Origin of the sequence: Agarivorans sp. 1_MG-2023 (assembly GCF_030548385.1) — a bacterium.
GTDB lineage: Bacteria > Pseudomonadota > Gammaproteobacteria > Enterobacterales > Celerinatantimonadaceae > Agarivorans.
Genome location: NZ_JAUOSJ010000016.1, coordinates 25,975 through 49,479, shown reverse-complemented (window position 1 = coordinate 49,479; position 23,505 = coordinate 25,975). Strand labels below are relative to the sequence as shown.

The 23,505-nt window shown below is 45.5% G+C and carries 27 protein-coding genes; 17 read left to right on the top strand and 10 right to left on the bottom strand.

Features of this window, described 5'->3' with window-relative positions; translation table 11 throughout:
* Positions 1 to 4: 4 nt before the first annotated feature.
* On the top strand, positions 5 to 568 hold the full coding sequence (locus Q4592_RS19295) for a chorismate lyase (protein ID WP_303516264.1): 564 nt from the start codon (positions 5 to 7) through the stop codon (positions 566 to 568).
* Entirely contained in the window at positions 549 to 1,430 is an 882-nt protein-coding gene (gene ubiA, locus Q4592_RS19290) for a 4-hydroxybenzoate octaprenyltransferase (protein ID WP_303516263.1), read from the top strand. Before Q4592_RS19295 ends, ubiA begins: the two co-directional genes overlap by 20 nt.
* Here ubiA and plsB read toward each other — a convergent pair.
* Positions 1,427 to 3,820, bottom strand: a complete 2,394-nt coding sequence (plsB, locus tag Q4592_RS19285) for a glycerol-3-phosphate 1-O-acyltransferase PlsB (RefSeq protein ID WP_303516261.1) — start codon at positions 3,818 to 3,820, stop codon at positions 1,427 to 1,429. The two genes, ubiA and plsB, sit on opposite strands and share 4 nt — an antisense overlap.
* 244 nt (positions 3,821 to 4,064) lie before the next feature.
* On the opposite strand from plsB, the gene Q4592_RS19280 reads away from it, so the two are divergent.
* Positions 4,065 to 4,754 carry a hypothetical protein gene (locus Q4592_RS19280; RefSeq protein ID WP_303516259.1) on the top strand — a complete coding sequence of 230 codons (690 nt, stop codon included), beginning with the start codon at positions 4,065 to 4,067 and terminating at the stop codon, positions 4,752 to 4,754.
* A gap of 31 nt (positions 4,755 to 4,785) precedes the next feature.
* Here the strand turns inward: Q4592_RS19280 and Q4592_RS19275 are convergent, their stop codons facing one another.
* The gene (locus Q4592_RS19275; protein ID WP_303516257.1) at positions 4,786 to 5,268 is read right to left on the bottom strand and encodes a GNAT family N-acetyltransferase; all 483 of its coding nucleotides are present in this window, start codon (positions 5,266 to 5,268) and stop codon (positions 4,786 to 4,788) included.
* Positions 5,269 to 5,384: 116 nt separating this feature from the next.
* On the opposite strand from Q4592_RS19275, the gene lexA reads away from it, so the two are divergent.
* From lexA to Q4592_RS19250, 5 genes are all read left to right on the top strand, one after another.
* Entirely contained in the window at positions 5,385 to 6,029 is a 645-nt protein-coding gene (lexA, locus tag Q4592_RS19270) for a transcriptional repressor LexA (RefSeq protein WP_303516255.1), read from the top strand.
* Between the two features lie 328 nt (positions 6,030 to 6,357).
* Positions 6,358 to 7,425: a cytochrome c oxidase subunit II gene (gene coxB, locus Q4592_RS19265; protein ID WP_303516341.1), complete on the top strand. Its 1,068-nt coding sequence runs from the start codon at positions 6,358 to 6,360 to the stop codon at positions 7,423 to 7,425.
* An 11-nt stretch (positions 7,426 to 7,436) separates the two neighbouring features.
* Entirely contained in the window at positions 7,437 to 9,026 is a 1,590-nt protein-coding gene (gene ctaD, locus Q4592_RS19260; protein ID WP_137674805.1) for a cytochrome c oxidase subunit I, read from the top strand.
* Position 9,027: 1 nt separating this feature from the next.
* Positions 9,028 to 9,609 (top strand): cytochrome c oxidase assembly protein, encoded by a 582-nt coding sequence (locus tag Q4592_RS19255; protein WP_137674804.1) that lies wholly within the window; start codon positions 9,028 to 9,030, stop codon positions 9,607 to 9,609.
* Positions 9,593 to 10,468 (top strand): cytochrome c oxidase subunit 3, encoded by an 876-nt coding sequence (locus Q4592_RS19250; protein ID WP_303516253.1) that lies wholly within the window; start codon positions 9,593 to 9,595, stop codon positions 10,466 to 10,468. The genes Q4592_RS19255 and Q4592_RS19250 overlap by 17 nt, the downstream gene beginning before the upstream one ends.
* On the opposite strand, the gene Q4592_RS19245 is transcribed toward Q4592_RS19250, so the two are convergent.
* Positions 10,469 to 10,672, bottom strand: coding sequence for a DUF2909 domain-containing protein (locus Q4592_RS19245; protein WP_303516250.1), 204 nt, complete (start codon positions 10,670 to 10,672; stop codon positions 10,469 to 10,471).
* Between Q4592_RS19245 and Q4592_RS19240 the strand changes: the two genes are divergently transcribed.
* The 5 genes from Q4592_RS19240 to dinF all read left to right on the top strand — a co-directional run bounded on the left by Q4592_RS19240 (position 10,665) and on the right by dinF (position 15,304).
* Positions 10,665 to 11,393, top strand: coding sequence for an SURF1 family protein (locus tag Q4592_RS19240; protein ID WP_303516249.1), 729 nt, complete (start codon positions 10,665 to 10,667; stop codon positions 11,391 to 11,393). The two genes, Q4592_RS19245 and Q4592_RS19240, sit on opposite strands and share 8 nt — an antisense overlap.
* Complete coding sequence (locus Q4592_RS19235) at positions 11,390 to 11,893, top strand: hypothetical protein (RefSeq protein WP_137674800.1); 504 nt, start codon at positions 11,390 to 11,392, stop codon at positions 11,891 to 11,893. Before Q4592_RS19240 ends, Q4592_RS19235 begins: the two co-directional genes overlap by 4 nt.
* Before the next feature lie 16 nt (positions 11,894 to 11,909).
* Positions 11,910 to 12,926, top strand: a complete 1,017-nt coding sequence (locus Q4592_RS19230) for a heme A synthase (RefSeq protein WP_303516246.1) — start codon at positions 11,910 to 11,912, stop codon at positions 12,924 to 12,926.
* On the top strand, positions 12,904 to 13,818 hold the full coding sequence (gene cyoE / locus Q4592_RS19225) for a heme o synthase (RefSeq protein WP_303516244.1): 915 nt from the start codon (positions 12,904 to 12,906) through the stop codon (positions 13,816 to 13,818). Before Q4592_RS19230 ends, cyoE begins: the two co-directional genes overlap by 23 nt.
* Before the next feature lie 151 nt (positions 13,819 to 13,969).
* Positions 13,970 to 15,304: an MATE family efflux transporter DinF gene (dinF, locus tag Q4592_RS19220; protein ID WP_303516243.1), complete on the top strand. Its 1,335-nt coding sequence runs from the start codon at positions 13,970 to 13,972 to the stop codon at positions 15,302 to 15,304.
* Between the two features lie 10 nt (positions 15,305 to 15,314).
* On the opposite strand, the gene trmL is transcribed toward dinF, so the two are convergent.
* Genes trmL through Q4592_RS19205 form a run of 3 tightly spaced genes read right to left on the bottom strand, consistent with a single transcriptional unit; the run spans position 15,315 to position 17,851 of the window.
* Positions 15,315 to 15,779 (bottom strand): tRNA (uridine(34)/cytosine(34)/5-carboxymethylaminomethyluridine(34)-2'-O)-methyltransferase TrmL, encoded by a 465-nt coding sequence (gene trmL / locus Q4592_RS19215; protein WP_303516239.1) that lies wholly within the window; start codon positions 15,777 to 15,779, stop codon positions 15,315 to 15,317.
* A 27-nt stretch (positions 15,780 to 15,806) separates the two neighbouring features.
* Complete coding sequence (locus Q4592_RS19210; protein ID WP_303516237.1) at positions 15,807 to 17,141, bottom strand: ATP-binding protein; 1,335 nt, start codon at positions 17,139 to 17,141, stop codon at positions 15,807 to 15,809.
* A gap of 2 nt (positions 17,142 to 17,143) precedes the next feature.
* Positions 17,144 to 17,851, bottom strand: coding sequence for a response regulator (locus tag Q4592_RS19205; protein ID WP_303516235.1), 708 nt, complete (start codon positions 17,849 to 17,851; stop codon positions 17,144 to 17,146).
* A 139-nt stretch (positions 17,852 to 17,990) separates the two neighbouring features.
* On the opposite strand from Q4592_RS19205, the gene Q4592_RS19200 reads away from it, so the two are divergent.
* Genes Q4592_RS19200 through cysE form a run of 3 tightly spaced genes read left to right on the top strand, consistent with a single transcriptional unit; the run spans position 17,991 to position 20,219 of the window.
* A complete protein-coding gene (locus Q4592_RS19200) occupies positions 17,991 to 18,458 on the top strand; it encodes a Spy/CpxP family protein refolding chaperone (protein ID WP_303516234.1) in 468 nt (155 codons plus the stop codon).
* A gap of 42 nt (positions 18,459 to 18,500) precedes the next feature.
* Complete coding sequence (locus tag Q4592_RS19195) at positions 18,501 to 19,403, top strand: cation diffusion facilitator family transporter (RefSeq protein WP_303516233.1); 903 nt, start codon at positions 18,501 to 18,503, stop codon at positions 19,401 to 19,403.
* A 9-nt stretch (positions 19,404 to 19,412) separates the two neighbouring features.
* The gene (cysE, locus tag Q4592_RS19190; protein ID WP_201798769.1) at positions 19,413 to 20,219 is read left to right on the top strand and encodes a serine O-acetyltransferase; all 807 of its coding nucleotides are present in this window, start codon (positions 19,413 to 19,415) and stop codon (positions 20,217 to 20,219) included.
* A gap of 16 nt (positions 20,220 to 20,235) precedes the next feature.
* On the opposite strand, the gene Q4592_RS19185 is transcribed toward cysE, so the two are convergent.
* Positions 20,236 to 20,457, bottom strand: a complete 222-nt coding sequence (locus Q4592_RS19185) for a DUF1653 domain-containing protein (RefSeq protein WP_303516231.1) — start codon at positions 20,455 to 20,457, stop codon at positions 20,236 to 20,238.
* Between the two features lie 126 nt (positions 20,458 to 20,583).
* On the opposite strand from Q4592_RS19185, the gene Q4592_RS19180 reads away from it, so the two are divergent.
* Positions 20,584 to 20,856: a cell division protein ZapB gene (locus Q4592_RS19180; RefSeq protein WP_336622631.1), complete on the top strand. Its 273-nt coding sequence runs from the start codon at positions 20,584 to 20,586 to the stop codon at positions 20,854 to 20,856.
* A 17-nt stretch (positions 20,857 to 20,873) separates the two neighbouring features.
* Here the strand turns inward: Q4592_RS19180 and rraA are convergent, their stop codons facing one another.
* From rraA to hslV, 3 genes are all read right to left on the bottom strand, one after another.
* The gene (gene rraA, locus Q4592_RS19175) at positions 20,874 to 21,362 is read right to left on the bottom strand and encodes a ribonuclease E activity regulator RraA (RefSeq protein ID WP_137674790.1); all 489 of its coding nucleotides are present in this window, start codon (positions 21,360 to 21,362) and stop codon (positions 20,874 to 20,876) included.
* A gap of 180 nt (positions 21,363 to 21,542) precedes the next feature.
* Positions 21,543 to 22,874 carry an HslU--HslV peptidase ATPase subunit gene (gene hslU / locus Q4592_RS19170; RefSeq protein ID WP_303516227.1) on the bottom strand — a complete coding sequence of 444 codons (1,332 nt, stop codon included), beginning with the start codon at positions 22,872 to 22,874 and terminating at the stop codon, positions 21,543 to 21,545.
* Positions 22,875 to 22,893: 19 nt separating this feature from the next.
* On the bottom strand, positions 22,894 to 23,424 hold the full coding sequence (hslV, locus tag Q4592_RS19165; RefSeq protein ID WP_303516225.1) for an ATP-dependent protease subunit HslV: 531 nt from the start codon (positions 23,422 to 23,424) through the stop codon (positions 22,894 to 22,896).
* Positions 23,425 to 23,505: the final 81 nt, after the last annotated feature.

The following is a 23,505-nucleotide window of genomic DNA, read 5'->3' as shown; positions in this document are numbered from 1 at the left end:
ACGCGTGAATTTGAATCAAGCCCAACCGTGTGGAGCCAATGGACATTGGCAGCTGCCTGAAGCCTTACCTGTTTATTCCGCCACCCTACAGGATTGGTTAGTTTATCCCGGATCGCTAACCGCTCGTTTACGCCAGCATTGCCAACAGTTTTCTATTAAGGTGTTGTTTGAAGGGTACGCAGAGATTGCTGAACATGAGGCCAAGGCTGTTGCTTGCCAAGGACCTTATTGGGTGCGAGAAGTGTTGTTGTGCTGTGATGGACAAGCGTGGGTTTTTGCTCGGAGTGTGATTCCTAAGAGCTCATTAGAAGGGGATGCTGCTGCGATAAGTCGGCTAGCAAATAAACCCTTAGGCGAGTTGTTGTTTACCGATAAAGGGCAGCGACAAACCCTGGAACTGTGCCAAATTGAGCAGAACTCACCGATTTACCAACATACACAAACTCAGCAAGCGTTGTGGGGTCGCCGTTCACGCTTCCTTCTTGCTAGCGCGCCGTTATTAGTCGCCGAAATCTTTTTGCCCAACAGTTTGGCTTATCAAGGAGAAGATGGTGTTGCAGCTAGCTAGTATTCGCCCTTATTGGCAACTTATGCGCGCAGATAAACCTATTGGTACCTTGTTGTTGTTGTGGCCAGCGCTGTGGGCACTTTGGTTGGCGGCTGAAGGTTTACCTAGTTTGTCGGTGTTTGTGGTGTTTGTTTTGGGCGTGTTTTTTATGCGTTCGGCGGGCTGTGTAATTAATGATTATGCTGATCGTAAGGTGGATGCGCATGTTAAGCGTACTGCGCAAAGGCCATTAGCGACTGGTGAGGTGAGCGAAAAGAAGGCGTTAGCGCTATTTTTCGCCTTGGTCGGTGCGTCATTCTTGTTGGTGCTAACCCAAAATACGCTGACTATTTTATTGTCTTTTGCCGCGTTAGTTTTAGCAGCGATTTACCCCTTTATGAAGCGTTATACCCACTTGCCTCAGCTGTTTCTTGGCTTGGCTTTTAGTTGGTGCATTCCCATGGCTTATGCGGCTCAAACTGGCAGCGTGCCTAGCGAGGCCTGGCTGTTACTCGTGGCTAATGTGTGCTGGACAATAGCTTACGATACCAAGTATGCAATGGTGGATCGTGATGATGACTTGCTGGTGGGCATTAAATCTACTGCCATTTTGTTTGGTCGCTTCGACAAGCTAATCATTGCCTTGTTGCAGTTAAGCAGTTTATTGTGTTTTGCAGCATTGGCTTACCTAAAAGATTTAAGTTGGGCTTTTGATTTTGCTTTGTTAGCTGCTGCTGTGCTGTTTGTGTATCAGCAAAAGCTGATTCGATATCGTGACCGTGATGCTTGTTTTCACGCTTTTTTGAACAATAACTACGTAGGTTTGGCTATCTTTTTAGGTATCGCCAGCCATTACGCGTGGCTGGCGTGGTTTGCGGTTTAAGCGTCTAGTTCAAGTAACTCACTGATAGAGTCATACACTCCGTCTGCTAACAATGGTGATAGCTGAGCGAATAGCTCGCCCGCCGCTTGTGTCTGTGTGTATCCCTTTTCTCGCATTAGCGACAACAGATTAGTAGTAATGCGTTTGTCGTAATACTCTGGTGCATCAATATTATGCAGTTTGGCTAAGCGCTGGGCTCCTGCTAATGCTTGCAGTTCTAGCTCTGCGCGTTCTAAATGCGGATATTTTGCTAATAAGGCAGCCACAATCGCATAGCGATGCAAGCTCTCTTGAGCTATTTGAGAAAGCAGCAATAAACGACCTCGGCGGTGATTATCAATAATAAAACAGTCGCCGTTTTCGCTAATCAGTTTTAATGCTACAAACTCTTGTAAGTACTGCTCGGCGAGATCGCTCATATCATTCACTTGATAGCGCAAGAACAGCTCGCCTTTTAATAGCGGGTATAGCTGTTCAAGTAAGCTAACCAACTGGTTACGACAAAGGCTGCGATGCTGGAGTAAAGCAGTAGCAATAAATGCCGGAATAATCATTAAGTGAATAATGTTATTGCGGTAAAAGTTAAGCAGCACTTGCTGTTTCTCATCAAGGCCGATTATTTCGCCTAAATAATCACTTCTTATTTCAAACTTATCTAAGCTGATGGTTTGGTCTAGTAAGGCCTCTGCGTCCAGCTCTGGAAGGGTAACGTGGTCACTGTAAGGCACGTTTTTAATCAATGAGGTACATAAGGTTATTTGCTTAACCAACTGCTTGCGCGGCAGTGCACGATTTTCTGCAGCGAGCAAAATAATGGCACTTAAGCACAAGCCATTCACTGCGGCGGCACTGTTGATGTTTTCCATCAATTGGTTAGAAATATCATTAACCGCAGGCACCAACCAAGTGGGCTTTAATCCATCTTCTGGATGCTCTCGCCACTCGGGTGCGAGTTTGTTTAAGCTTTGGTTTACGTTGATAGGCTCGCCAAAGTTTACGTAGCCATGGCCAAAATTACGCAGTTTACGCAGCATGCCAAACAGAGAAAATAGTGATTCTTTGTCTTTGGATTTGCCCTTTAACTCTTTGTAGTAAGTGCCTACTTCCATTACGTGTTCGTAACCAAAGTAAATGGGCACAATAGTGACGGGTCGCTCTAGTCCTCGCAGCATTGCTTGTACCGTCATGGCTAACATGCCGGTTTTGGGTGGAAGCAGGCGACCGGTGCGGCTACGCCCACCTTCGGTAAAGTATTCAACTGAATAACCGCGACTAAACAATTGGCCGAGGTATTCGCGAAAAACGGTTGAGTAGAGTTTGTTGCCCTTAAAACTGCGGCGAATAAAAAATGCACCGGCACGGCGAAAAAACGGTCCCGCTGGCCAAAAGTTAAGGTTTACACCTGCTGCAATGTGCGGTGGTACCATGCCCTGATGATAGAGCACATAAGACAACAGTAGGTAATCCATATGGCTGCGGTGGCAGGGGGCGAATACAATTTCGTGGCCCTCTTGAGCTAGCTGACGCACCTTTTCTGCGTGGTTAACTTCTATGCCTGAGTAGATTTTATTCCACACCCAACTTAACACCGACTCACCAATGCGAAGGTTACGATACGAAAAGTCGGCAGCAATTTCCTCTAGGTATTTTAAGGCTGCTTGGCGCGCTTCAGAATGGCTAATTTTTTTGGCTTTGGCTTCTTCAGCTATCGCTTCACGAATAATGGTTGAGGCGAGCAGTTGCTCAAACATATGACGACGGTTTGGCAGCTTAGGCCCGGTAGCGATCATTTGCATACGGCTAAAGTGGATTCGCGCTACGCGCGCTAACTTATGGCCAATACGCTTATCAGAACCTTGGCGCTGTGCCATATCCTTCAGTGATACCGGACGACTGAAGCGTATTAGGTTTTCGCGTCCTTTAAAAATCACTTGCCAAGTTTTCTTCAGAATGCCAGCTGGGCGTTCAGGCTTGCCGCCCATTAAGTCGTTAACACTCTCTCTGCCAGGGTAGCGATCCCAAAACAATTTAACAGGCACTAATTGTGCGTTATGGCTTTCATCGCTGCGGTGAATACTGAGAGCCGCGGTAAATTGGTCGATGGTCGCTTCTAGGGTTTCACCTTTACCATCCACTAAAAAGGCTACCCCTTGGTGGGCTTCACCGGCAAACATCACTGGCTCGAAGGGATCGGGCAGGCCAAGCTGTTTACAGGCAAGTTGTAAAGTAAGCACGTCAGCTAATGAGTTACTAGGAATGACGTAAATGATCGGTTGGCTTAGATCTAGATCGAACTCAGCAATCGGGTTTTGAGGGACAAACTTGCCGCGAGTAAAAAAGCCAATGATAGAGCGCAATATGGCCAATATTGGAGAGGGTAAATGTAACATCTCAAAGAGCTTATAGTGGTGAATGAATACAGGGCATAGAGTAGCAGACTTATCAAAATTTGGCTTTGATTTGATGCAAAATCTGCGTAAACAGTGGCTTGGAATATACTGCTGCTCCAAGCGAGAAAACTTACTCAAAGTAAGCTAGTTTTGCTGTGAATCTTTGCCTAATTAGAATTGGCTGCTATCGTTAAAATTGGTCACTCATGGTTTAGATTAGGCTTACCCGGCTAAGGAACCCATCATGAAATTGTTTACACGTGCGGCTATTTTTGGCATTTCACTACTTACCACTCCCTTTGTTCATGCTGCTTTTATTACTACTCAAGAAGCCGCTCTTGATAGCATTTATTCTCAAGCGACTTTTGGCCAAAACATCATTGATATCCGCATTGGTACCGCCACCGAATTGGTCTTTCCCGAGCTATTGGATATCACTACCCGCGCGGAGGTGAGCCAACTTTTTAGTCAGCATGTTGGCCCCTCTAATGTGGTCAATTTTTATTTTATCGACACAATTAGCGCCTGCGGCTCGCAAATCAATCGAGGGATAGTGGGTTGTGGGGAGTATTTTGGAAACGATTTTGTGGTTGAATCTAGTTACGCCGCCGGCAGTTTAGGCGGAGAGTTGCTTGCTCACGAGTTAGGCCACAATTTAGGCCTACCGCATTTGTCTGGCGCTTACCTAATGAATCCAAGTCTCAACAATCGCACATTAATTACCGAGCCAGAAGTTGAGCGCATCTTCCGTAGCCCTCTCGTTCAAAATGATAACGATTATTTCTGGATAGACATTAACCCTGTACTGATTGTTGCAGAGGCGACAAGAGTGAGTGAGCCAGCTTCGGTATTTTTATTTGCGGGGATGCTGGGAATGCTAGCTTGGCGTAAGCGAGAAAGGCGAACCCTAAGTTCGATTGGTTTTAGTCGATAATACTGTTTTTTATTGCAGTACTATTTTGCGCTTAAAGTTGCTTTAGCATCCAAACATCGCAGCCATTATGGGCTGTACCTTGTAAAGGTGCAGATAAGTGCTCAAAACCGAGGCTTTCGTAGAGTTTAATCGCTGCCGACATATTGCTAAGCGTGTCTAGGTAACAGCGAGTAAATCCCTGCTCTAAGGCAAATGCTAAACAGGCTAACGAGAGCTGTTTACCTAGACCTTGGCCTCTACCTTCTTCCAGCAAAAATAGTTTTTTTAACTCACTGGTATCTTTACTATCGGTAAAAGGCGCAATGCCGCAGCCGCCAACGACCATGCCATCTAACAAAGCGACCACATATCTACTTCGATTTTGCTGTGTATAGTGCTGACTCATGTTATCGACTTCAGCATCAGAGGGGCCAAAGCCTTCACCTACCGCGCCATATTCTTGGCCAACCTGTTTTATTATTCGCTGTAGATCTTGGTCATATTGGGCTGATATTTCGACTATCTCAATGGTCATTATTGCCTCCTATCACTTTGAATCAACAGTAACAAAATCAGAATTAATATAAAACCTTGCGTCAAAATGTATGCTGTATATACTAACAGTGTGCTGTATAAACTTACAGGTAGACTATGAAGCCCTTAACGCCCCGCCAAACAGAAGTGTTTGAACTTATTCGCCGCCATATTAACGATACTGGTATGCCTCCAACGCGTGCCGAAATTGCTAAAGAGCTAGGATTCCGCTCGGCTAATGCAGCAGAAGAACACCTTAGAGCTTTAGCTAAAAAAGGTGCGATTGAAATGATTCCTGGTGCGTCGCGAGGGATCCGTATTAGCGAAGCGTACTTGCCGGCTAGTGCAAATGAAGCCACTGTAGAGCCTGAGCCAGGCTTGCCGTTAATCGGTCAAGTTGCTGCGGGTGAGCCTATTTTGGCGCAGGAGCACGTTGAATCTCATTATGCCGTAGATGCTAACTTATTTAATCCGCATGCCGATTATTTACTGCGAGTACAGGGCATGAGCATGAAAGATATCGGCATTATGGATGGAGATCTATTAGCCGTGCATAAAACTACTCAGGTACACAATGGACAGGTGGTTGTGGCTCGTTTAGATGAAGATGTTACGGTTAAACGTTTTGAGCGTGACGGTAAGATGGTGTACTTACATCCCGAGAATGAAGAGTTATCAACCATTGAAGTTGATCTTGAATATCAGAACATCGAAATAGAAGGTTTAGCGGTAGGTATTATTCGCACTGCCGATTGGATGTAAGCCTTATTCAACAATAAGTTCCCCCATTTTGAAGCCCAAATCACTCTGATTTGGGCTTTTGTCGTTAACATCACATCTTTTGTCTTTATCCATAAAAATCTCAACAATGTATTTACATTTCTTTAACTTAGAGGTTAATTTATAAACAGTAGGTTGTATTTAGCTGTAATAGCCTATGCTTTTGGGGTGGGGATTTTCCCTTTATTCGCAGCTACTTTCCTAGCATGGAAAGTTGTTGTCGTTGGCTACTGCAAAGGAGAGCGCTGTGGGCCGATGGATTCAGCTATTAGTGCTGACATTTTTTTCGCCGCATTTGTTTGCGCAAGAGATGTCTTTCAATTTACGTCCTGGTGTTACTGCCATCAGTGAGCAAGTTTATGGCTTGCACATGACAATTTTTTATATTTGTTGTGCCATTGGTGTCTTGGTATTTGGCGCTATGTTTTGGTCGATTTACCATCACCGTAAATCCAAAGGAGCGGTTCCTGCTCAATTCCACGAAAGCACTAAAGTGGAAATAATTTGGACCATCATTCCCTTTATCATTTTGATAGGCATGGCGATTCCAGCCACTAAAACCTTACTGGCAATGGAAGATCCTTCCGATGCCGACATTACTATTCAAGTGACGGGTTCCCAGTGGAAGTGGCACTACAAGTACTTTGATCAAGATTTAGAGTTTTACAGTGTAATGGCGTCTGATTGGGATGAAGTAAACGGCAAACTGGAGAAGCGCAAAAACTATTTGCTTGAAGTCGACTACCCCTTAGTACTGCCAATCGGGAAAAAAGTCCGCTTCCTCATGACTTCAGAAGACGTTATTCACTCTTGGTGGGTGCCTGACTTTGCAGTTAAAAAAGATGCTAACCCGGGCTTTATTAATGAAGCATGGACCATCATTGATAAACCCGGCATTTACCGCGGCCAATGTGCTGAGCTATGTGGAAAAGACCATGGCTTTATGCCCATTGTTGTTATCGCCAAACCTCAAGCCGAATATGATGCTTGGTTGGCAGAGAAAGAAGCTGCTTATTTAGCCAAGCAAGCCCAAGAGCTTGAACTGGTGGCCATGACTATGCAGCAAGATGAGCTGATGTCATTAGGCGAAAAAGTGTATGAGAAAAGCTGTGCTGCTTGTCACCAAGTTAACGGCCTAGGTTTACCTGGCGTGTTCCCCGCTTTAAAAGACAGTCCAATCGCGTTAGGTGATGTGACTAAACATATTGAAGTAGTGGTAAATGGCGAGCCTGGCACAGCCATGCAAGCCTTTGGTAAACAGCTTGGTTTGAAAGAGCTAGCTGCGGTGATTACTTATGAGCGAAATGCTTGGGGTAATGATACGGGTGACTTAGTGCAGGCCAAGGATGTTGTGGCCGTTCAAAACGCAGCGCAGTAGGGAGACAGACAATGAGCACGATTAGTGACGTTCACTCAGACCATGAAGAACACCACCATGCCCCTCGCGGATTAATGCGTTGGGTACTAACCACTAACCATAAAGACATTGGTTCAATGTACTTATGGTTCAGCTTTGCCATGTTTATTGTTGGTGGAGCCATGGCGATGATTATTCGCGCCGAGCTGTTCCAACCAGGCTTGCAACTGGTTGAGCCTAATTTCTTTAATCAAATGACTACGGTGCATGGCCTTATCATGGTATTTGGTGCGGTGATGCCAGCCTTTACGGGCTTAGCTAACTGGTTAGTTCCAATGATGATTGGCGCGCCAGATATGGCATTGCCACGCATGAATAACTGGAGCTTTTGGATTTTACCCTTTGCTTTCAGCATTTTGTTGGCATCGCTGTTTATGGAAGGCGGCGGCCCCAACTTTGGTTGGACTTTTTACGCTCCGTTATCAACTAAATACAGCCCAGACAGTACCGCCCTATTTGTGTTTGCGATACACATTATGGGGATAAGTTCGATCATGGGAGCGATTAACGTGATTGTTACCATTATGAACTTACGCGCCCCAGGTATGACCTACATGAAGCTGCCGTTGTTTGTATGGACTTGGTTTATTACTGCCTTTTTGCTGATTGCGGTGATGCCAGTATTGGCGGGGGCGGTGACAATGGTGTTAACCGATAAATACTTTGGAACCTCCTTCTTTGACGCCGCGGGAGGGGGAGACCCAGTGTTGTTCCAGCATATTTTCTGGTTCTTCGGCCATCCTGAAGTTTACATTATGATTCTGCCCTCCTTTGGCATTATCTCGGCAATTGTTCCCGCGTTCTCTCGCAAGCCGTTGTTTGGTTATTCTTCGATGGTTTACGCCACTGCGTCTATCGCAGGACTAAGCTTTGTGGTGTGGGCGCACCATATGTTTACCACTGGAATGCCGGTGGAAGCAGAACTATTTTTCATGTTCTGTACCATGTTGATCTCGGTTCCCACAGGGGTGAAGGTATTTAACTGGGTCGCCACTATGTGGAAAGGCTCTTTAACCTTTGAAACCCCCATGTTATTTGCGATTGCCTTTATCGTACTGTTCACCATTGGTGGTTTCTCAGGTTTGATGCTGGCTATTACTCCGGTAGATTTTCAGTACCACGATACCTACTTTGTGGTGGCGCACTTCCACTATGTATTGGTGACAGGAGCCATCTTCTCTATTATGGCGGCGGCTTATTATTGGCTACCCAAATGGTCGGGCAGAATGTATGACGAAGGCTTAGGTAGATTGCACTTCTGGTGCTCGCTGGTATCGGTAAATGTGCTGTTTTTCCCTATGCACTTTTTAGGATTGGGAGGAATGCCTCGCAGGATCCCTGACTACGCTCTGCAATTTGCTGATGTAAACGCAATAGTGAGTATTGGTGGTTTTGCCTTTGGTTTATCGCAGTTCATTTTCTTGTACTTGGTGATTAAGTGTATTCGCAGTGGAGAGCCTGCCCCAGCTAAACCGTGGGAAGGTGCCGAAGGCTTAGAGTGGGATAACCTGCCTTCGCCAGCGCCTTATCACAGCTTCACTACTCCACCGGAGATTAAATAAGATGCTTGGCCATCGCCGCTTAGTTGTGCGACTGCTGTTGGTAGTGGTGGCTATGTTTGGCTTTGGTTATGCCTTAGTGCCTTTGTACGACGTATTCTGCAAAGTCACCGGCATTAACGGAAAAACCGCCAAAACAGCTAGCGAAGTAAGTATGGCTACCGACGAGCAGCGTATTGTTACGGTGGAGTTTATAAGTTATGTACCGCAGGGACTTAACTGGAAATTTGGCCCCAAGGTCAACCGGGTGAAAGTTCATCCAGGTGAAACCTTACAAGTCGATTTTAGCGCCAGTAACTTCACCGCTCGCCGAGGAACAGTGCAAGCAGTGCCTTCGGTAAGCCCTGGTCTCGCGGCCAATCATCTTAAAAAAGTGAGTTGTTTTTGTTTTGAACAACAAACCCTCGCTCCGGGTGAACAACAAGACATGCCTTTGTTTTTTTATGTCGCCCCCGAATTACCTGAAGATATAAACACATTAACCTTAGCTTACACCTTATTTGCGGTAGAGGGTGCTGAGCTAAATGAATCTGAAACTGCACAAACACGTGCTGATGGAGAGGTGAGCAATGACGCAGCCTTATGATAAGTATTACGTACCTGCCCAAAGTATTTGGCCAATTGTTGGCGCGGTAGGTTTATTCCTCATCGCTATGGGCGCGGGTTTTAGCGTTCAACAAATGGGTAGCGAGCAAAGCTACGGCCTATGGGTATTAACCTGTGGTTTTGTGGTGATTATTACCATGCTATTTGGTTGGTTTGGTAATGTTATTCAAGAAAGTATGAATGGTTTATACAGCGCCCAAATGGACCGTTCATTTCGTCAAGGCATGAGCTGGTTTATTTTCTCGGAAATTATGTTCTTTGGTGCATTTTTTGGTGCACTATTTTACGCCCGAATGATCGCGGTGCCATGGTTAGGTGGCGCAGGCAATAATGAAATGACCGGGGCTGTGTTATGGCCCGAATTTGAAGCCATTTGGCCACTGATTCAAACCCCCGGCGGTACTACCACCGAGGCAATGGGTTGGTACGGCTTGCCACTACTTAACACCGTTATATTGGTGATCTCTTCATTCACCTTACATTTTGCTCACGTGAGTTTGGAAAAAGATAAGCGCGGCCCGCTAAAATTATGGCTAGCTATTACCTTGGTACTGGGCTTTGCATTCTTATTTTTCCAAGTAGAAGAGTATGTGCACGCTTACCAAGAAATGGGGTTACGGCTTGATTCAGGTATTTACGGAAATACCTTCTTCTTATTGACGGGTTTTCATGGTTTACACGTAACGCTGGGCGCAATCATGCTAACAGTGATGTTTTTACGAGTATTAAAAGGTCATTTTACCGGGAAGAGCCATTTCGCCTTTATGGCTTCTAGTTGGTATTGGCACTTTGTAGACGTGGTGTGGTTGTGTCTATTCTTGTTTGTATACGTGCTGTAACTAATAAGGGCGAGGGTTGGGTTGAATGTATCCCAACGACATGGCGAGTAACACAACGAAGAGAACTAATGCGCTTATCATTAAGCGCCTAGCTAAATAATGAGTCATTGGTTTCTCGCCGCCTTTAAGCATAACGCGAAGTGCTAACACCATATTTACCACAACAAACAGAACGAGTGCGGTAATCAGTATTTTAATGAACATAAGCAAGCTCTCTCAACAGACTGATAAAAAAACAGTTTCCTACCGCTTGATACTGTTTGTATTGCTTATGGTTGCGTTGATAGCGCTAATGGTCAAGCTTTCATTGTGGCAATGGCAACGTAGCGAACAAAAACAGCAATTATTGGATCAGTATCAACAGCAGTCGCTAGTAGAAACAAGTCTAGACAAGGTTCAAATGAATGGAGCAGTGCCTTTTCAGATAGTGAAAGTTGCAACAATTCGCGCAGTGGGCACCAACCTTTGGTTAGACAACCAAGTAGAGCAGGGAAAAGTGGGTTACGACGCCTATACCTTGGCTACCACTCCGCAAGGCAATGTATTAGTGCGCTTGGCTTGGCAACCTGCTTCTTATCATCGCGCTGAACTGCCACAAACGTTAAATACCGATGCTTTGCCAAATCGATATCGCTTACGCGAGGTGAGTTTACCGGTGGTGTTGGATAAGCAACTTTGGTTAGAAGCGTTTCCGCAAGGTTTACGGGTTCAGCAAGTCAATATCGATGCCTTAGCTGAGTACTGGGGCATTGATTTATTACCTTTTGTATTGGATAGCCAATTAGAGCATTCACCAGAGCAATTGGTGTCTATATCTCCTGAAAAACATAAGGGCTACGCTTTGCAGTGGTTGTTAATGGCGTTAGTGGCTAGTGGGCTGACGGGCTATTTTTGTTGGCAAAATAGAAACAAGGAAGGTTTATGAGAAGTCACCAAAAAACCATGCTGTTACTTGCTTCAGTATTTTTAGTGCCATTAATTCTGGCCTGGGTAGTACTTAAAATGGGCTGGTTTGAACGGGGGGCTTTAAGCCATGGCCAATGGTTAGAGCCGCCAATGCAATTAGAAAATTATCAAGTCGGTAAGTGGTCGATTGCTCAAGTCATAAAAGATGATTGTTTGGATGTGTGCAGCGACAACTTAGCGCGTTTGAATACCGCTTGGTTAGCACTGGGCATTGCCAAGCAGAAAACACAGCGTTTAGCGTTAATCAGCGAGGCTAAAGAAGCCAACATTGATGCAGGTTATGCTCGGTTGGCAATAACCCAAAGTAATCAAGGTTTAGCGGGATACGACCAACAATGGTTAGTGGTTGATCCTACCGGCTGGGTCATTTTAAGTTATCAGCCGGCTCAAGGAGATGAGCAAGTGAAAGGTTTAATCACAGACGTAAAACGTTTAATTAAAAACTCGCGGTTTCAATAAAGGCTAAGGGAAGCATATGCAAAAAGGATTAATTGCTGCCATGTTACTTGCCGTTGTGGTGATCGGTTTAGGCGCGTTCACGCGATTAACTGATGCTGGCTTAGGGTGCCCAGATTGGCCGGGTTGTTATGGCCAGCTCGCAGTGCCTCAAACTGAAGAGCATATCCAGCATGCCGCGACTGCTTTTCCTGAACGCCCGCTTGAAGCGCAAAAAGCCTGGAATGAAATGATTCACCGTTACTTTGCCGGCAGTTTAGGTTTGCTGGTGGTGGCGCTAGCCGGGGTAGCGGTTTCGCGCAAACAACATCGATTTATTGCTATTGCTTCAGTGGTGCTGATCATATTTCAAGCCGCCCTTGGTATGCTCACGGTGACTCTAGGGTTAATGCCTATTGTGGTGATGGGGCATTTGTTGGGCGGTTTTTCAATGCTGGCATTGTTGTTTACTTGGTTTATGTTGCGGCAACGGCCCATTACCAAACCGCAACGCAGTGGTCGCTGGTTGTGGGTTGGCTTGTTAGTACTAAGTATTCAAATTGCCTTAGGCGGTTGGACCTCTGCTAATTATTCGGCCATTTCCTGCCAAGGTTTGCCCTTATGCCATGAAGCGTGGAGCGATGATTATCAAATAGATGCTTTTCATCCCTTACCAGAACGAACAGGCAGCAATTACGAGTTTGGTGTATTGAGCCACGAGCAGCGTAAAACGGTGCATGTAACTCATCGCATTTGGGCCGGAGTGACTGCCCTATACTTATTCATTTTGGCCTTGAGTTATATACAGCGACGCCATAGCGACATTGAGCGCGGGCGAGCTTCTCGGCTTATTTTTGTATTGTTTACCCAAGTAGGGCTAGGCGTAGCGAATGTACTTTGGCAGGTGCCTTTGGCTGTTGCGGTGGCCCACAACTTAATAGCGGCCATGCTGCTGCTATGTTTAATTAGCTTGATTTTGGCCCACTACCAAAGTGCCACTAAGTTAAAACCACTTGTGCAAAAGGAGACGCATTATGGCGAAGTTGAACACGCTTAACCCGCCTAGTTCATTGAACAAGGGAATAAATTGGCGAGCGCTATACAAATTAACCAAACCTAAGGTAGTTGCCCTAATAGTACTTACCGCAGTGGTGGGTGCTTGTTTGGCAACGTCTGGCCTTCCACCTTGGCAAGCCTTGCTCATAGGTAATTTGGGTATTGGGCTAATGGCGGGTGGGGCAGCAGCATTTAACCATTATATTGATAGCGAAGCGGATGCAGCCATGGCGCGCACCCATAATCGCCCGTTACCCACAGGGGCAATTGCCAGTTGGCAGGCATTATTGTGGGCGTCGCTATTGTCGCTGGCTGGATTTGCCATGTTGTACTGGTGGGTGAACCCACTGACTGCTTGGCTTACTGCTGCGAGCCTAGTGGGGTACGCGGTGGTTTATACGCTATGGCTAAAACGCGCTACGCCACAGAACATTGTCATTGGTGGCTTAGCGGGTGCAATGCCGCCATTGCTAGGATGGACAGCCGTAAACAATGCGGTATCGGCTGAACCTTTGCTGCTGGTTATGTTGATATTCACTTGGACACCACCGCACTTTTGGGCGCTGGCGATTGCTCGTAGAGATGATTACGCAAAAGTGAATATTCCTATGTTGCCAGTGACACATGGCATTAGCTTCACCAAAAAGCTGGTGGTGCTGTACTCGTTGTTACTGTTTGCGGTTTGTTGGTTACCGTTTTTAGTTGGCATGAGTGGATTGGTTTACTTGGCCGCTAGTTGTGTACTTAACTTGCGCTTTATTCAATTGGCATGGCGTTTATACAATGGTGATAACCACAAAGATGCCATGAAGTTGTTTGCTTATTCGATAATGTATTTGATGCTGTTGTTTGTGGCTTTGTTGGCTGACCATTGGTTGTTTGCTTTGCTATAGGTGAGTTACTTTTTTTCAGCTTGTTGTTTCTGTTTATGATCGGTGGCTGGCAGACCATTATCTGATAGCTTTGTTGTAAGCCAGTCATTGCTATTGCCGAGAGTGTATTGAACTCTTACACTCTCGGTATCAACCTCTAACTCTCTCCTACATGTCTCATTCGCGTTTCTCTGCTATTGCCGCCATTGCCATCCCGATGATTCTGTCGAATATCACTATTCCTTTATTGGGTTTGGTGGATACCGCTGTGATTGGCCATTTAGACCACTCTTATTACCTCGCAGGTGTGGCCTTAGGGTCAATGATGATTACCTTGGTATTTTGGTTGTGTGGTTTTTTGCGTATGTCTACCACCGGCTTAACTGCGCAAGCATCGGGCGCAAACGACCGGTCAGAGTTACAACGTATAGGGTTTAACTCAGCCTTACTCGCCTTAATATTAGGTTTTATTTTACTTGCCTTGCAGGCACCTATTTTACGTTTAGGTTTAAGTTTGGCGGGTGGTAGCGAGCTTGTTCAATTTTATGCCGCAGAGTACTTTTCGACGCGAATTTGGGGCGCTCCTGCAGCTTTGTTAAATTTTGTATTGTTAGGCTGGTTGCTGGGCATGCAAAATGCTCGAGCACCTATGTTGTTACTTATTTTAACTAACAGTTGCAACATCGGCTTAGATGTTTTGTTTGTAGTCGGCTTTGATTGGAAGGTACAAGGTGCGGCCTTAGCCACGGTGATTGCTGATTATCTGGGATTATTGTTAGGTTTGTATTTGTGCCGACAGCAGTTTCTAAATCGTTTTAAACAACTTCCTAGTTTCTCTGAGTGTTGGCAGGGATTTAGCCGCAAGCACTTAAGCGGATTGTTTTCCCTGAACAGAGATATCTTTTTACGCTCATTATCTCTGCAGCTGTGTTTTGCTTTTATCACTTTTCAAGGCTCACTACTGGGCGATAACATTGTTGCAGCTAACGCGGTATTGCTAAACTTTTTGATGTTTGTTTCTTTTGCTCTCGATGGACTCGCTTATGCAGTAGAGGCTTTGGCGGGTAAAGCCAAAGGAAAACAAGATCGTGGTTTGTTTGTAGACGTTATAAAGCAATGTTTGTGGTTAGCGCTGATGGCTGGGTTAATGTTTAGTCTTATGTTTGGGGTATTTGGAGAGCATTTAGTTGCTCTACTTACCGACATTCCAGAGATCCGAGTAACCGCAGCCTTGTATTTACATTGGATGATCGTGCTACCGCTAGTGGCGGTGTGGTGTTTCATTTTAGATGGGGTGTTTATTGCGACCTCGGAAGGGCGGATTATGCGTAACTCTATGCTACTGGCCAGTTTTGGTGGCTTTTTTCCTTTATGGTGGTTGTTTCAGGGCTGGGGGAACCATGCTTTGTGGCTAGCTTTATGTGGCTTTATGGCCCTAAGAGGATTGAGTTTGGCATGGGTATATAAGCGCGCCTTAAGTCAACAGCGTTGGTTTAAGGCGGCTTAAAGGCTTTGCGTTATACCGCGTCAATATAACCGAGTTGGCGCCAAGCTTCGTAAGCAAATACCGATACTGCGTTTGATAGGTTCATGCTGCGGCTATCGGCTAACATAGGAATGCGTAAACGGAACTTACTGTCGATTTCAGACAACACATCATCGGGCAAACCACGAGTTTCCGGGCCAAACATTAAGTAGTCACCAGCTTCAAAGCTAAAATCGCTATGAAAACCGCTGCCTTTGGTGGTGCAAGCCAACAATCGGGCGGGCTGTTCGGTGTCTAAAAATGCTTGGTAGTTGGCATGGCGCTTTACCTCAGCAAATTCATGGTAGTCCAAGCCTGCACGTTTAACTTTTTTATCATCCCAAGCAAAACCCAATGGTTCGATGAGGTGTAAGTTACAACCGCTATTCGCCGCTAAACGGATTATTGCGCCGGTATTTTGTGGTATTTCTGGTTGATAAAGCACAATGTTAATCATGATAAGTCCAAGTCGCTGCGAAAAGCGCTATTGTAGTGGCAAGCGCAGGCTAACTTCTAGCCCTTTAGCCGAATGATTGCTCGCGCGAATGCTTCCACCGTGTTGGCGAACCGCTGATTCGGCAATGGCCAAGCCTAAACCCACTCCGCCGCTATCGCGATCTCGCGCTTCTCCGCTGCGATAAAATGGCCGGAAAATGCTTTCTAATTCGCCTTCATTTAAGCCTGGCCCATCATCACGAATAACCAGCACTAGCTCATTGTCTTGCTGAGTTATTTGCAGGCTGACATGCTGTTCAGCGTATTTTAAAGCATTACGGCAAACGTTCTCTAAGGCCGAGGCCAAAAGCTGTGGGTAACATACCAGACTAACGTTTGGTGGGTAGCTTGCCGTAAAGGTTTTGTTTAACTGCTCTGCCTCAAACTCGCAATCGTTAACGATGTCGTCGATTAGGTCGGGTAATTCAAGCTGTTGTTGCTTGGCATTTACCTGCATACGCGAGAGTGATAACAGTGCGTTTATCATCTCTGCTAAACGTTGTGACTCTCGTTCAATGCGTTCTATTTCTGGGCTCGGTTCTTGGCGTTTTTTATGAATAGCCAGCGCCATATTCATTCGTGTAAGTGGCGAGCGTAGCTCATGGGAAATGTCACTCAGTAAGCGCTGCTGGTTGCTAATAGCCTGGTTGAGGGTATCTACCATGCGTTGCAAGCTATCAGACAGTTGACCAACTTCGTCGCCGCGATGGATCTCGGGCAGTTGAGTGTCTAAGTGACCAAGTGATACTTTGTTAGCCGCCGATTGCAGTTTTTTGAGTGGCCTGACAATGTGGCGAGTAAGCAAGAAACACAGGGCTAAGCTAAGACCAATAGCCACCAGACTTAAAAAAACCGGTGATACACCAAAGTTACGAATGGCATGCATTTGCTCAGGTTTAGCGCGTCGCTCTACATAGAGTAGGTAGCTTTGGTTATCGAGCGTGACTTGCTGAGGGCCGATAAGAATGTGCTTTTTATCGAGAGTGATTCTTGGATCTTCAAGGTTGTCGTGGTTCGCGATTAAGCGGCGCATATCGCGACTCACATCGGTTTGGTTAATCACTTCGCCATTTGCATTTACAATAAAAGGTTTACCAAATCGCCCCTTAAAGCGTGGTTCTAGTTTGGGATGGAGCATTTTCTGGGGATTGTTCTCAATCCGCTTCGCAAATTCTTGCAAGCTTTTTAGTGCCCAAGAGGGCGCTCTAAAATTATCCTCGCTGACCATTTTCGATAAGTTGATTGAGACAAAAGCCGTGACCAACAAGATCATCCAAAATGAGATGAAGATTTTTACAAATAAGTTGTTAATTAGACGCTTCATTACTACCACTCTAGCCACATATAGCCTTTACCACGTACTGTTTTAATCCGAGGAAGTTGATCTTTACGTGCAGGGATTTTTTTACGTAAGTTACTAATATGCATATCTAAGCTGCGGTCAAAGGCTTGTAGGCGCTTGCCTAATACTTTTTGATTTAGAGCGTCTTTTTCCAATAACTTGCCAGGTTGTTCTAGTAAATGCTGCAGAAGCAGTAACTCAGTGCTGGTGAGTTCTAGCTCTTGGCCGTCACAATGCACTTGCTGTTTGGCTACCGATAGCTTCAAGTCTTGATGGCAAATCAGTTCTTGATTTGCCTCTGTTGGGCTCGCGCTTTGAGTGCGGCGTAAAATTGCCCGGATCCGCGCCAGTAATTCACGCTCACTAAAAGGTTTGGCTAAGTAATCGTCGGCGCCTAGCTCTAAGCCTAATACACGGTCTATTTCATCACCTTTTGCGGTAAGCATTAGCACTGGCTGTTGGTTGTCTTTGCGTAATTCTTTTAATACTTCAAAGCCATTTTTACCCGGCATCATTACGTCTAACAGCACCAAATCATAGCGCTGCTGCTTTAGCTTTTCTAAGCCACTTAAACCGTCGTTGCATACCTCACAACTAAATCCTTCTAGTTCTAAGAGTTCGCCTAACAATTCGGTCAGCTCTTTGTCATCATCAATTAATAATAGCTTCACTGGCGTTTCTCTTTTCAACATTTATACGCAAATTGTACAAAACTAGGGCGGCTTTGCGGGGTTTAATTTGTGGCTTTTACATAGCTTTACACTTTGCTGCGGTTACTTTGCATTCACTTTTGTAGACTTAAATGGACTTAACAGACCTCAGGAAAATATGATGAAAAAGCTACTTGTTACTACCCTCGTTGGTGCTTTAGTTATTGCACCGGTAGCCTTCGCTGCTAAAGGCAACATGCAAGATGGCATGAAGCGTGGTGGTCATCCTGCAATGAAAATGATGAAAAAACTGGATTTAACTGATGAACAAAAAGTTCAAGTTAAAGACATTATGCAGCAATACAAGCCTCAAGGTGGCGATAAAGAACAGCGCCAAGCGATGCATGAACAGCGTATGGCAATTATTACGTCGGCCACTTTTGATGAAAGTGCAGCGCAAGCCTTGATTGATATCCAACAAGCTAAGCACCAAACGCGTATGTTAAACATGCTGCAAGCTCAGCAAGAGATCTACCAAGTATTAACGCCGGAACAACAGCAAAAATACACCGAGATGAGCAGCAAAAAAATGGAAAAGCAGCAAAAACGTATGGATAAAGCCAGCAAAAAAGCTCAGTCAGAGAGTTAACTAGCCGTTATACTTTACAAAACTTGAGAAAGAATTTGTGAAGTGGAAAAACAACGCTATCAACGTTTGGTCACTTTGGCTACATGGGTCGCAACCTTTGTAGCAGTGGCCTTGCTTGTCATTAAAGGCGCGGCATTTTTATATACTGGCGCAGTGAGCATTCTTGCCTCTTTGATTGACTCACTAATGGACATTGCCATGTCGTTAGTGAACCTCCTCGCGGTGCGTTATGCACTGCAACCTCCCGATAAAGAACATCGCTTTGGCCACGGCAAAGCGGAACACTTGGCAGGTGTTGCGCAAGCTGCGTTTATTACTGGCTCAGCTATTATGCTGTTGTTTGGCGGATTTACTGAATTATTAAACCCTAAAGCTATTGAGCACAGCCGCTTAGGCATTACGGTAATGATTATCTCCACACTAATTACCATTGGTTTAGTAATATTCCAACGTTATGTCATAGCCAAAACCAATAATAGCGTGATTAAAGCTGATTCGATGCACTACGCCATGGACATTTACATGAATGCCGCAGTGCTGGTTGCGCTGCTGCTAAGCCAGTATGGCTGGTATTGGGCCGATGGTTTGTTCGCGGTGCTAATTGCGGTTTACATTTGTTATGGCGCTTATGGCATTGGCAAAGAATCGGTTCAAAACTTATTAGATAGAGAGTTGCCTGAATCTTTTCAATTACAGGTGTATAATTGCGCGCTGGCTATTCCAGGGGTACTGGGCGCGCATGATATTCGCACCCGCCAATCTGGGCATACAAAATTTATTCAGCTTCATTTAGAGCTAGATGATAAGCTTATCCTCTACGAGGCACATAGAATTGCCGATGAAGTTGAAGACGCTATGTTAGCGCAATGGCCTGAGGCCGATGTATTGATCCACCAAGATCCTCAATCGGTGGTTCCTCAAGAGAAAAAATTAGAGCTCGAATAAGGTGAAGGTGTGGCAAAGGTAAAGGACTATCAGATCAAACAAACGTTAGCTGAAACGGTATGGTTACAAATCCGTGATGAAGCCCACCGTATGGCTGAAGACGAACCGATGCTATCGAGTTTTTTCTACTCGACTATTTTGAATCACCACACCTTGGCTTCGGCGTTAAGTTTTCAATTAGCCAGCAAACTGGATAGCTCTACCGTACAAGCTATTTTGTTGCGTGAGTTTATTGAAGAAGCCTTGAAGGCGGATCCGTGCATACTTGAAGCGGCTGCCGCAGACATTGTCGCGGTAAAAGACCGCGACCCTGCGGTTAAGTACTACGCTATTCCATTGTTGTATCTAAAAGGCTTCCACGCCCTGCAAGGACATCGCGTAGCCAATTGGTTATGGCATCAAGGGCGTTTGGCATTAGCCCGTTACATGCAAAATCAAATCTCGGCGGTATTTGCGGTAGATATTCACCCTGCGGCTACCATTGGTAAAGGCATTATGCTGGACCACGCTACGGGTATTGTGGTGGGCGAAACTGCGGTAATCGAAGACGAAGTATCGATTTTACAATCGGTTACCTTAGGTGGTACGGGTAAAGATCGTGGTGACCGTCACCCTAAAGTTCGTCAAGGCGTATTGATAGGCGCTGGTGCTAAAATTTTAGGCAATATTGAGGTAGGTCGCGGCGCCAAAGTGGGCGCCGGTAGTGTGGTTCTAGAAGATGTTCCACCACACACCACCGTAGCAGGCGTGCCTGCTAAAGTAGTTGGTACGCCTAGTTGCGCCACTCCTGCAACAGATATGGGACAAAATATTTAGTCCTAGCCAGTTAGGCTTAATCTTCAAGTGCTTCGATAAATGCAAATCGGGGCACTTGCTCACCATCTTGCTCTACTTTCTCGAAAAACATCTCATAAGGTCTCACCCATAGTTTTCCTTCGCCATATAGCGGGCGGTAAAGGACTAAGTGTTCGTCGGTTTCAGAATGTTGTACGGTATCGATAACTTGATATTCTGGGCCTTTATAGTGGCGGTAGCGGCCTTTTTTTAGATTCATGACTATTTATTCAACAACTAGTTAGGGAAATACTGTTCTACGCTTGTTGGCTATAGATGACAAGAGTATGCTGCTTTAAAAGCAGTCATCATCAATATGTGAACGCTGAGCTGGGTTCATTTATCCATGATGACTGATTCAACTCAAATAAGAAGAGTTGGCTTAGAAACAGAATTAACGGGAGAAATATCGATGTCTTTTGACGTATTAGAAAAATTGGAAGCAAAAGTTCAGGTTGCAGTTGATAGCATTGAATTGTTGCGTATGGAAATTGATGAGCTGAAAGAGCAAAACAGCCAATTGAATGACGAAAATGGCCGTTTATTGCAAGAACAGCAAGCTTGGCAAGAACGCCTTAAAGCCTTGTTAGGCCGAATTGAAGACGTTCATGCCGAATAAGCTGCTAGCTTGAGCGCTTATTCTATATCAAGTGGCTCAGGCGATAAGATTACCCCAGTGGTATCTGCATAGATGTGATCTTCTGGAAGGAAGGTCACGCCGCCAAAGTTTACCGGAATATTTACATCCCCTGTCTCATCCTCGGCATCTGCGCCAACGGGAATAGACGCTAAGGCTTGAATGCCTATATCCAAATCTTCAATGGCATCTACATCGCGTACACAACCATAAACAATAATGCCATCCCACTCGTTTTCGGCAGCGGTTTCGGCAATGCTTACATCAACCAATGCGCGGCGTAACGAACCACCACCATCAATAAGCAATACTCGACCCGTTCCAGACTCTTGTACAACTTGGGCGATTAAACCTGAGTTTTCGAAGCACTTAATGGTAGTGATTTCGCCCCCAAAAGCATTTCTGCCACCGTAGCTGGCAAACATGGGTTCAACAACGTCAACCGTATCTGCGTAAAGGTCACAAAGTTCAGAGGTATTATATTCCATGGTCTGGATCCTAAAATTGGCCCGAGTGTTCGCTACCAGTATAAACCCTAAGTTGCCGTTTTCAATTAAGAAATATCAAGTAATTAAGAATTGCATCTAGCCTATGTATAGTGGGCTTTGCATTCCGCGCAGATACAAAAAAGCCGCCAAAGTGGCGGCTTAAGAGCAGGCCAACAGCGCTTATAAAATAAAGCGGCTTAAGTCTTCGTCGGCTACTAGGTCGTCTAAAGACTCGTTAACATACTTAGCGTCAATCACAACGGTTTGGCCAGCGTTGTCAGAAGCGACAAAGCTTAGCTCTTCCATCAGCTTTTCCATTACCGTGTGTAAACGGCGAGCACCAATGTTTTCGGTACGCTCGTTTACTTGCCATGCTGCATCGGCGATACGGCGAATACCATCTTCGGTAAACTCTATATCTAAGCCTTCGGTAGCCATTAGAGCTTTGTACTGCTCGGTTAGTGATGCGTTGGGCTCGGTAAGAATACGTACAAAATCGTCGGCACTTAAGGCGCTTAAACTGACGCGAATTGGCAAGCGACCTTGTAATTCCGGAATAAGATCGGAAGGTTTTGCTACCTGGAAAGCGCCCGATGCAATAAACAAAATATGGTCGGTTTTAACCATGCCATGTTTGGTACTAACGGTTGAGCCTTCTACTAATGGCAGCAGGTCTCGCTGAACGCCTTCGCGGCTTACATCTGGACCTGAGGAGTCTCCACGCTTACAAATTTTGTCGATTTCGTCTAAGAATACAATGCCATTGTTTTCAACCGCATGAAGGGCTTTTTCTTTTAGCTCTTCAGGGTTTACCATTTTAGCGGCTTCTTCTTCAATAAGTAGCTTAAGGGCTTCTTTAATCTTAACCTTTCGTTTCTTGGTATCTTTATTTCCAGACAAGTTTTGGAACATGCCTTGTAGCTGATTAGTCATCTCTTCCATACCAGGAGGAGCCATAATCTCTACACCCACTTGTGGCTGGGCAATATCAATTTCAATTTCTTTATCGTCTAGCTTGCCTTCGCGTAGTTTCTTGCGGAAAGTTTGGCGGGTAGAGCTCTCTTCGCCTTTTTCCTCATGGCCAAAGGTATCTTTAGCGGGTGGGAGTAGCGCGTCTAGAATGCGGTCTTCAGCTTGGTCTTCTGCACGAAAACGGAATTTTTCGGTTTCTTGTTCGCGAGTAATTTTGAATGCTACATCGGCCAAATCACGAATAATAGTTTCAACTTCTTTACCCACATAACCCACTTCAGTGAATTTTGTCGCTTCTACTTTAATAAATGGTGCGTGAGCAAGCTTAGCTAAGCGGCGGGCAATTTCTGTTTTACCCACACCGGTTGGGCCAATCATTAGAATATTTTTTGGGGTGACTTCTTGGCGCAACTCGGCATCAAGTTGCATACGACGCCAGCGGTTACGTAGTGCTATCGCTACTGCACGTTTTGCGTCTGCTTGGCCAATAATGTGGTTGTCTAACTCTGAGACGATTTCTCTTGGGGTCATTTCCGACATGATGTTTTCCTGCAAAGCCTTAGGCTTTAGCGTCTAATTCTTCGATGGTGTGATTTAAGTTAGTAAATACACAAATGTTACCAGCAATGGCCAGGCTTTTTTCTGCGATTTCGCGCGCGCCTAGCTCGGTATTTTCTAATAGGGCTAATGCCGCCGATTGGGCGAAGGGTCCACCCGAGCCAATGGCAATTAAGTCGTGTTCTGGCTGAACCACATCACCATTACCAGTAATGATTAACGAGGCCTCGCCATCAGCTACTGCAAGAAGTGCTTCTAGTTTGCGTAACATGCGGTCGGTTCGCCAATCTTTGGCGAGTTCTACAGCGGCTTTAGTAAGATGGCCTTGGTGCATTTCAAGCTTGGCTTCAAAGCGTTCGAATAGGGTGAAAGCATCGGCTGTGCCGCCAGCAAAGCCGGCGAGAACTTTACCGTGGTATAGGCGGCGCACTTTTTTGGCGTTGCCTTTCATCACAGTATTGCCAAGGGAGACTTGGCCATCGCCAGCAATGATCACTTTGCCGTTGCGGCGTACGGAGACGATAGTAGTCACGTTATTTCCTCAATTGGTTGAGCTAACTGTATACATTAGCTTAGCTATACTTTTGAAATGGGGGAGGCTAAGGCCTTTTTC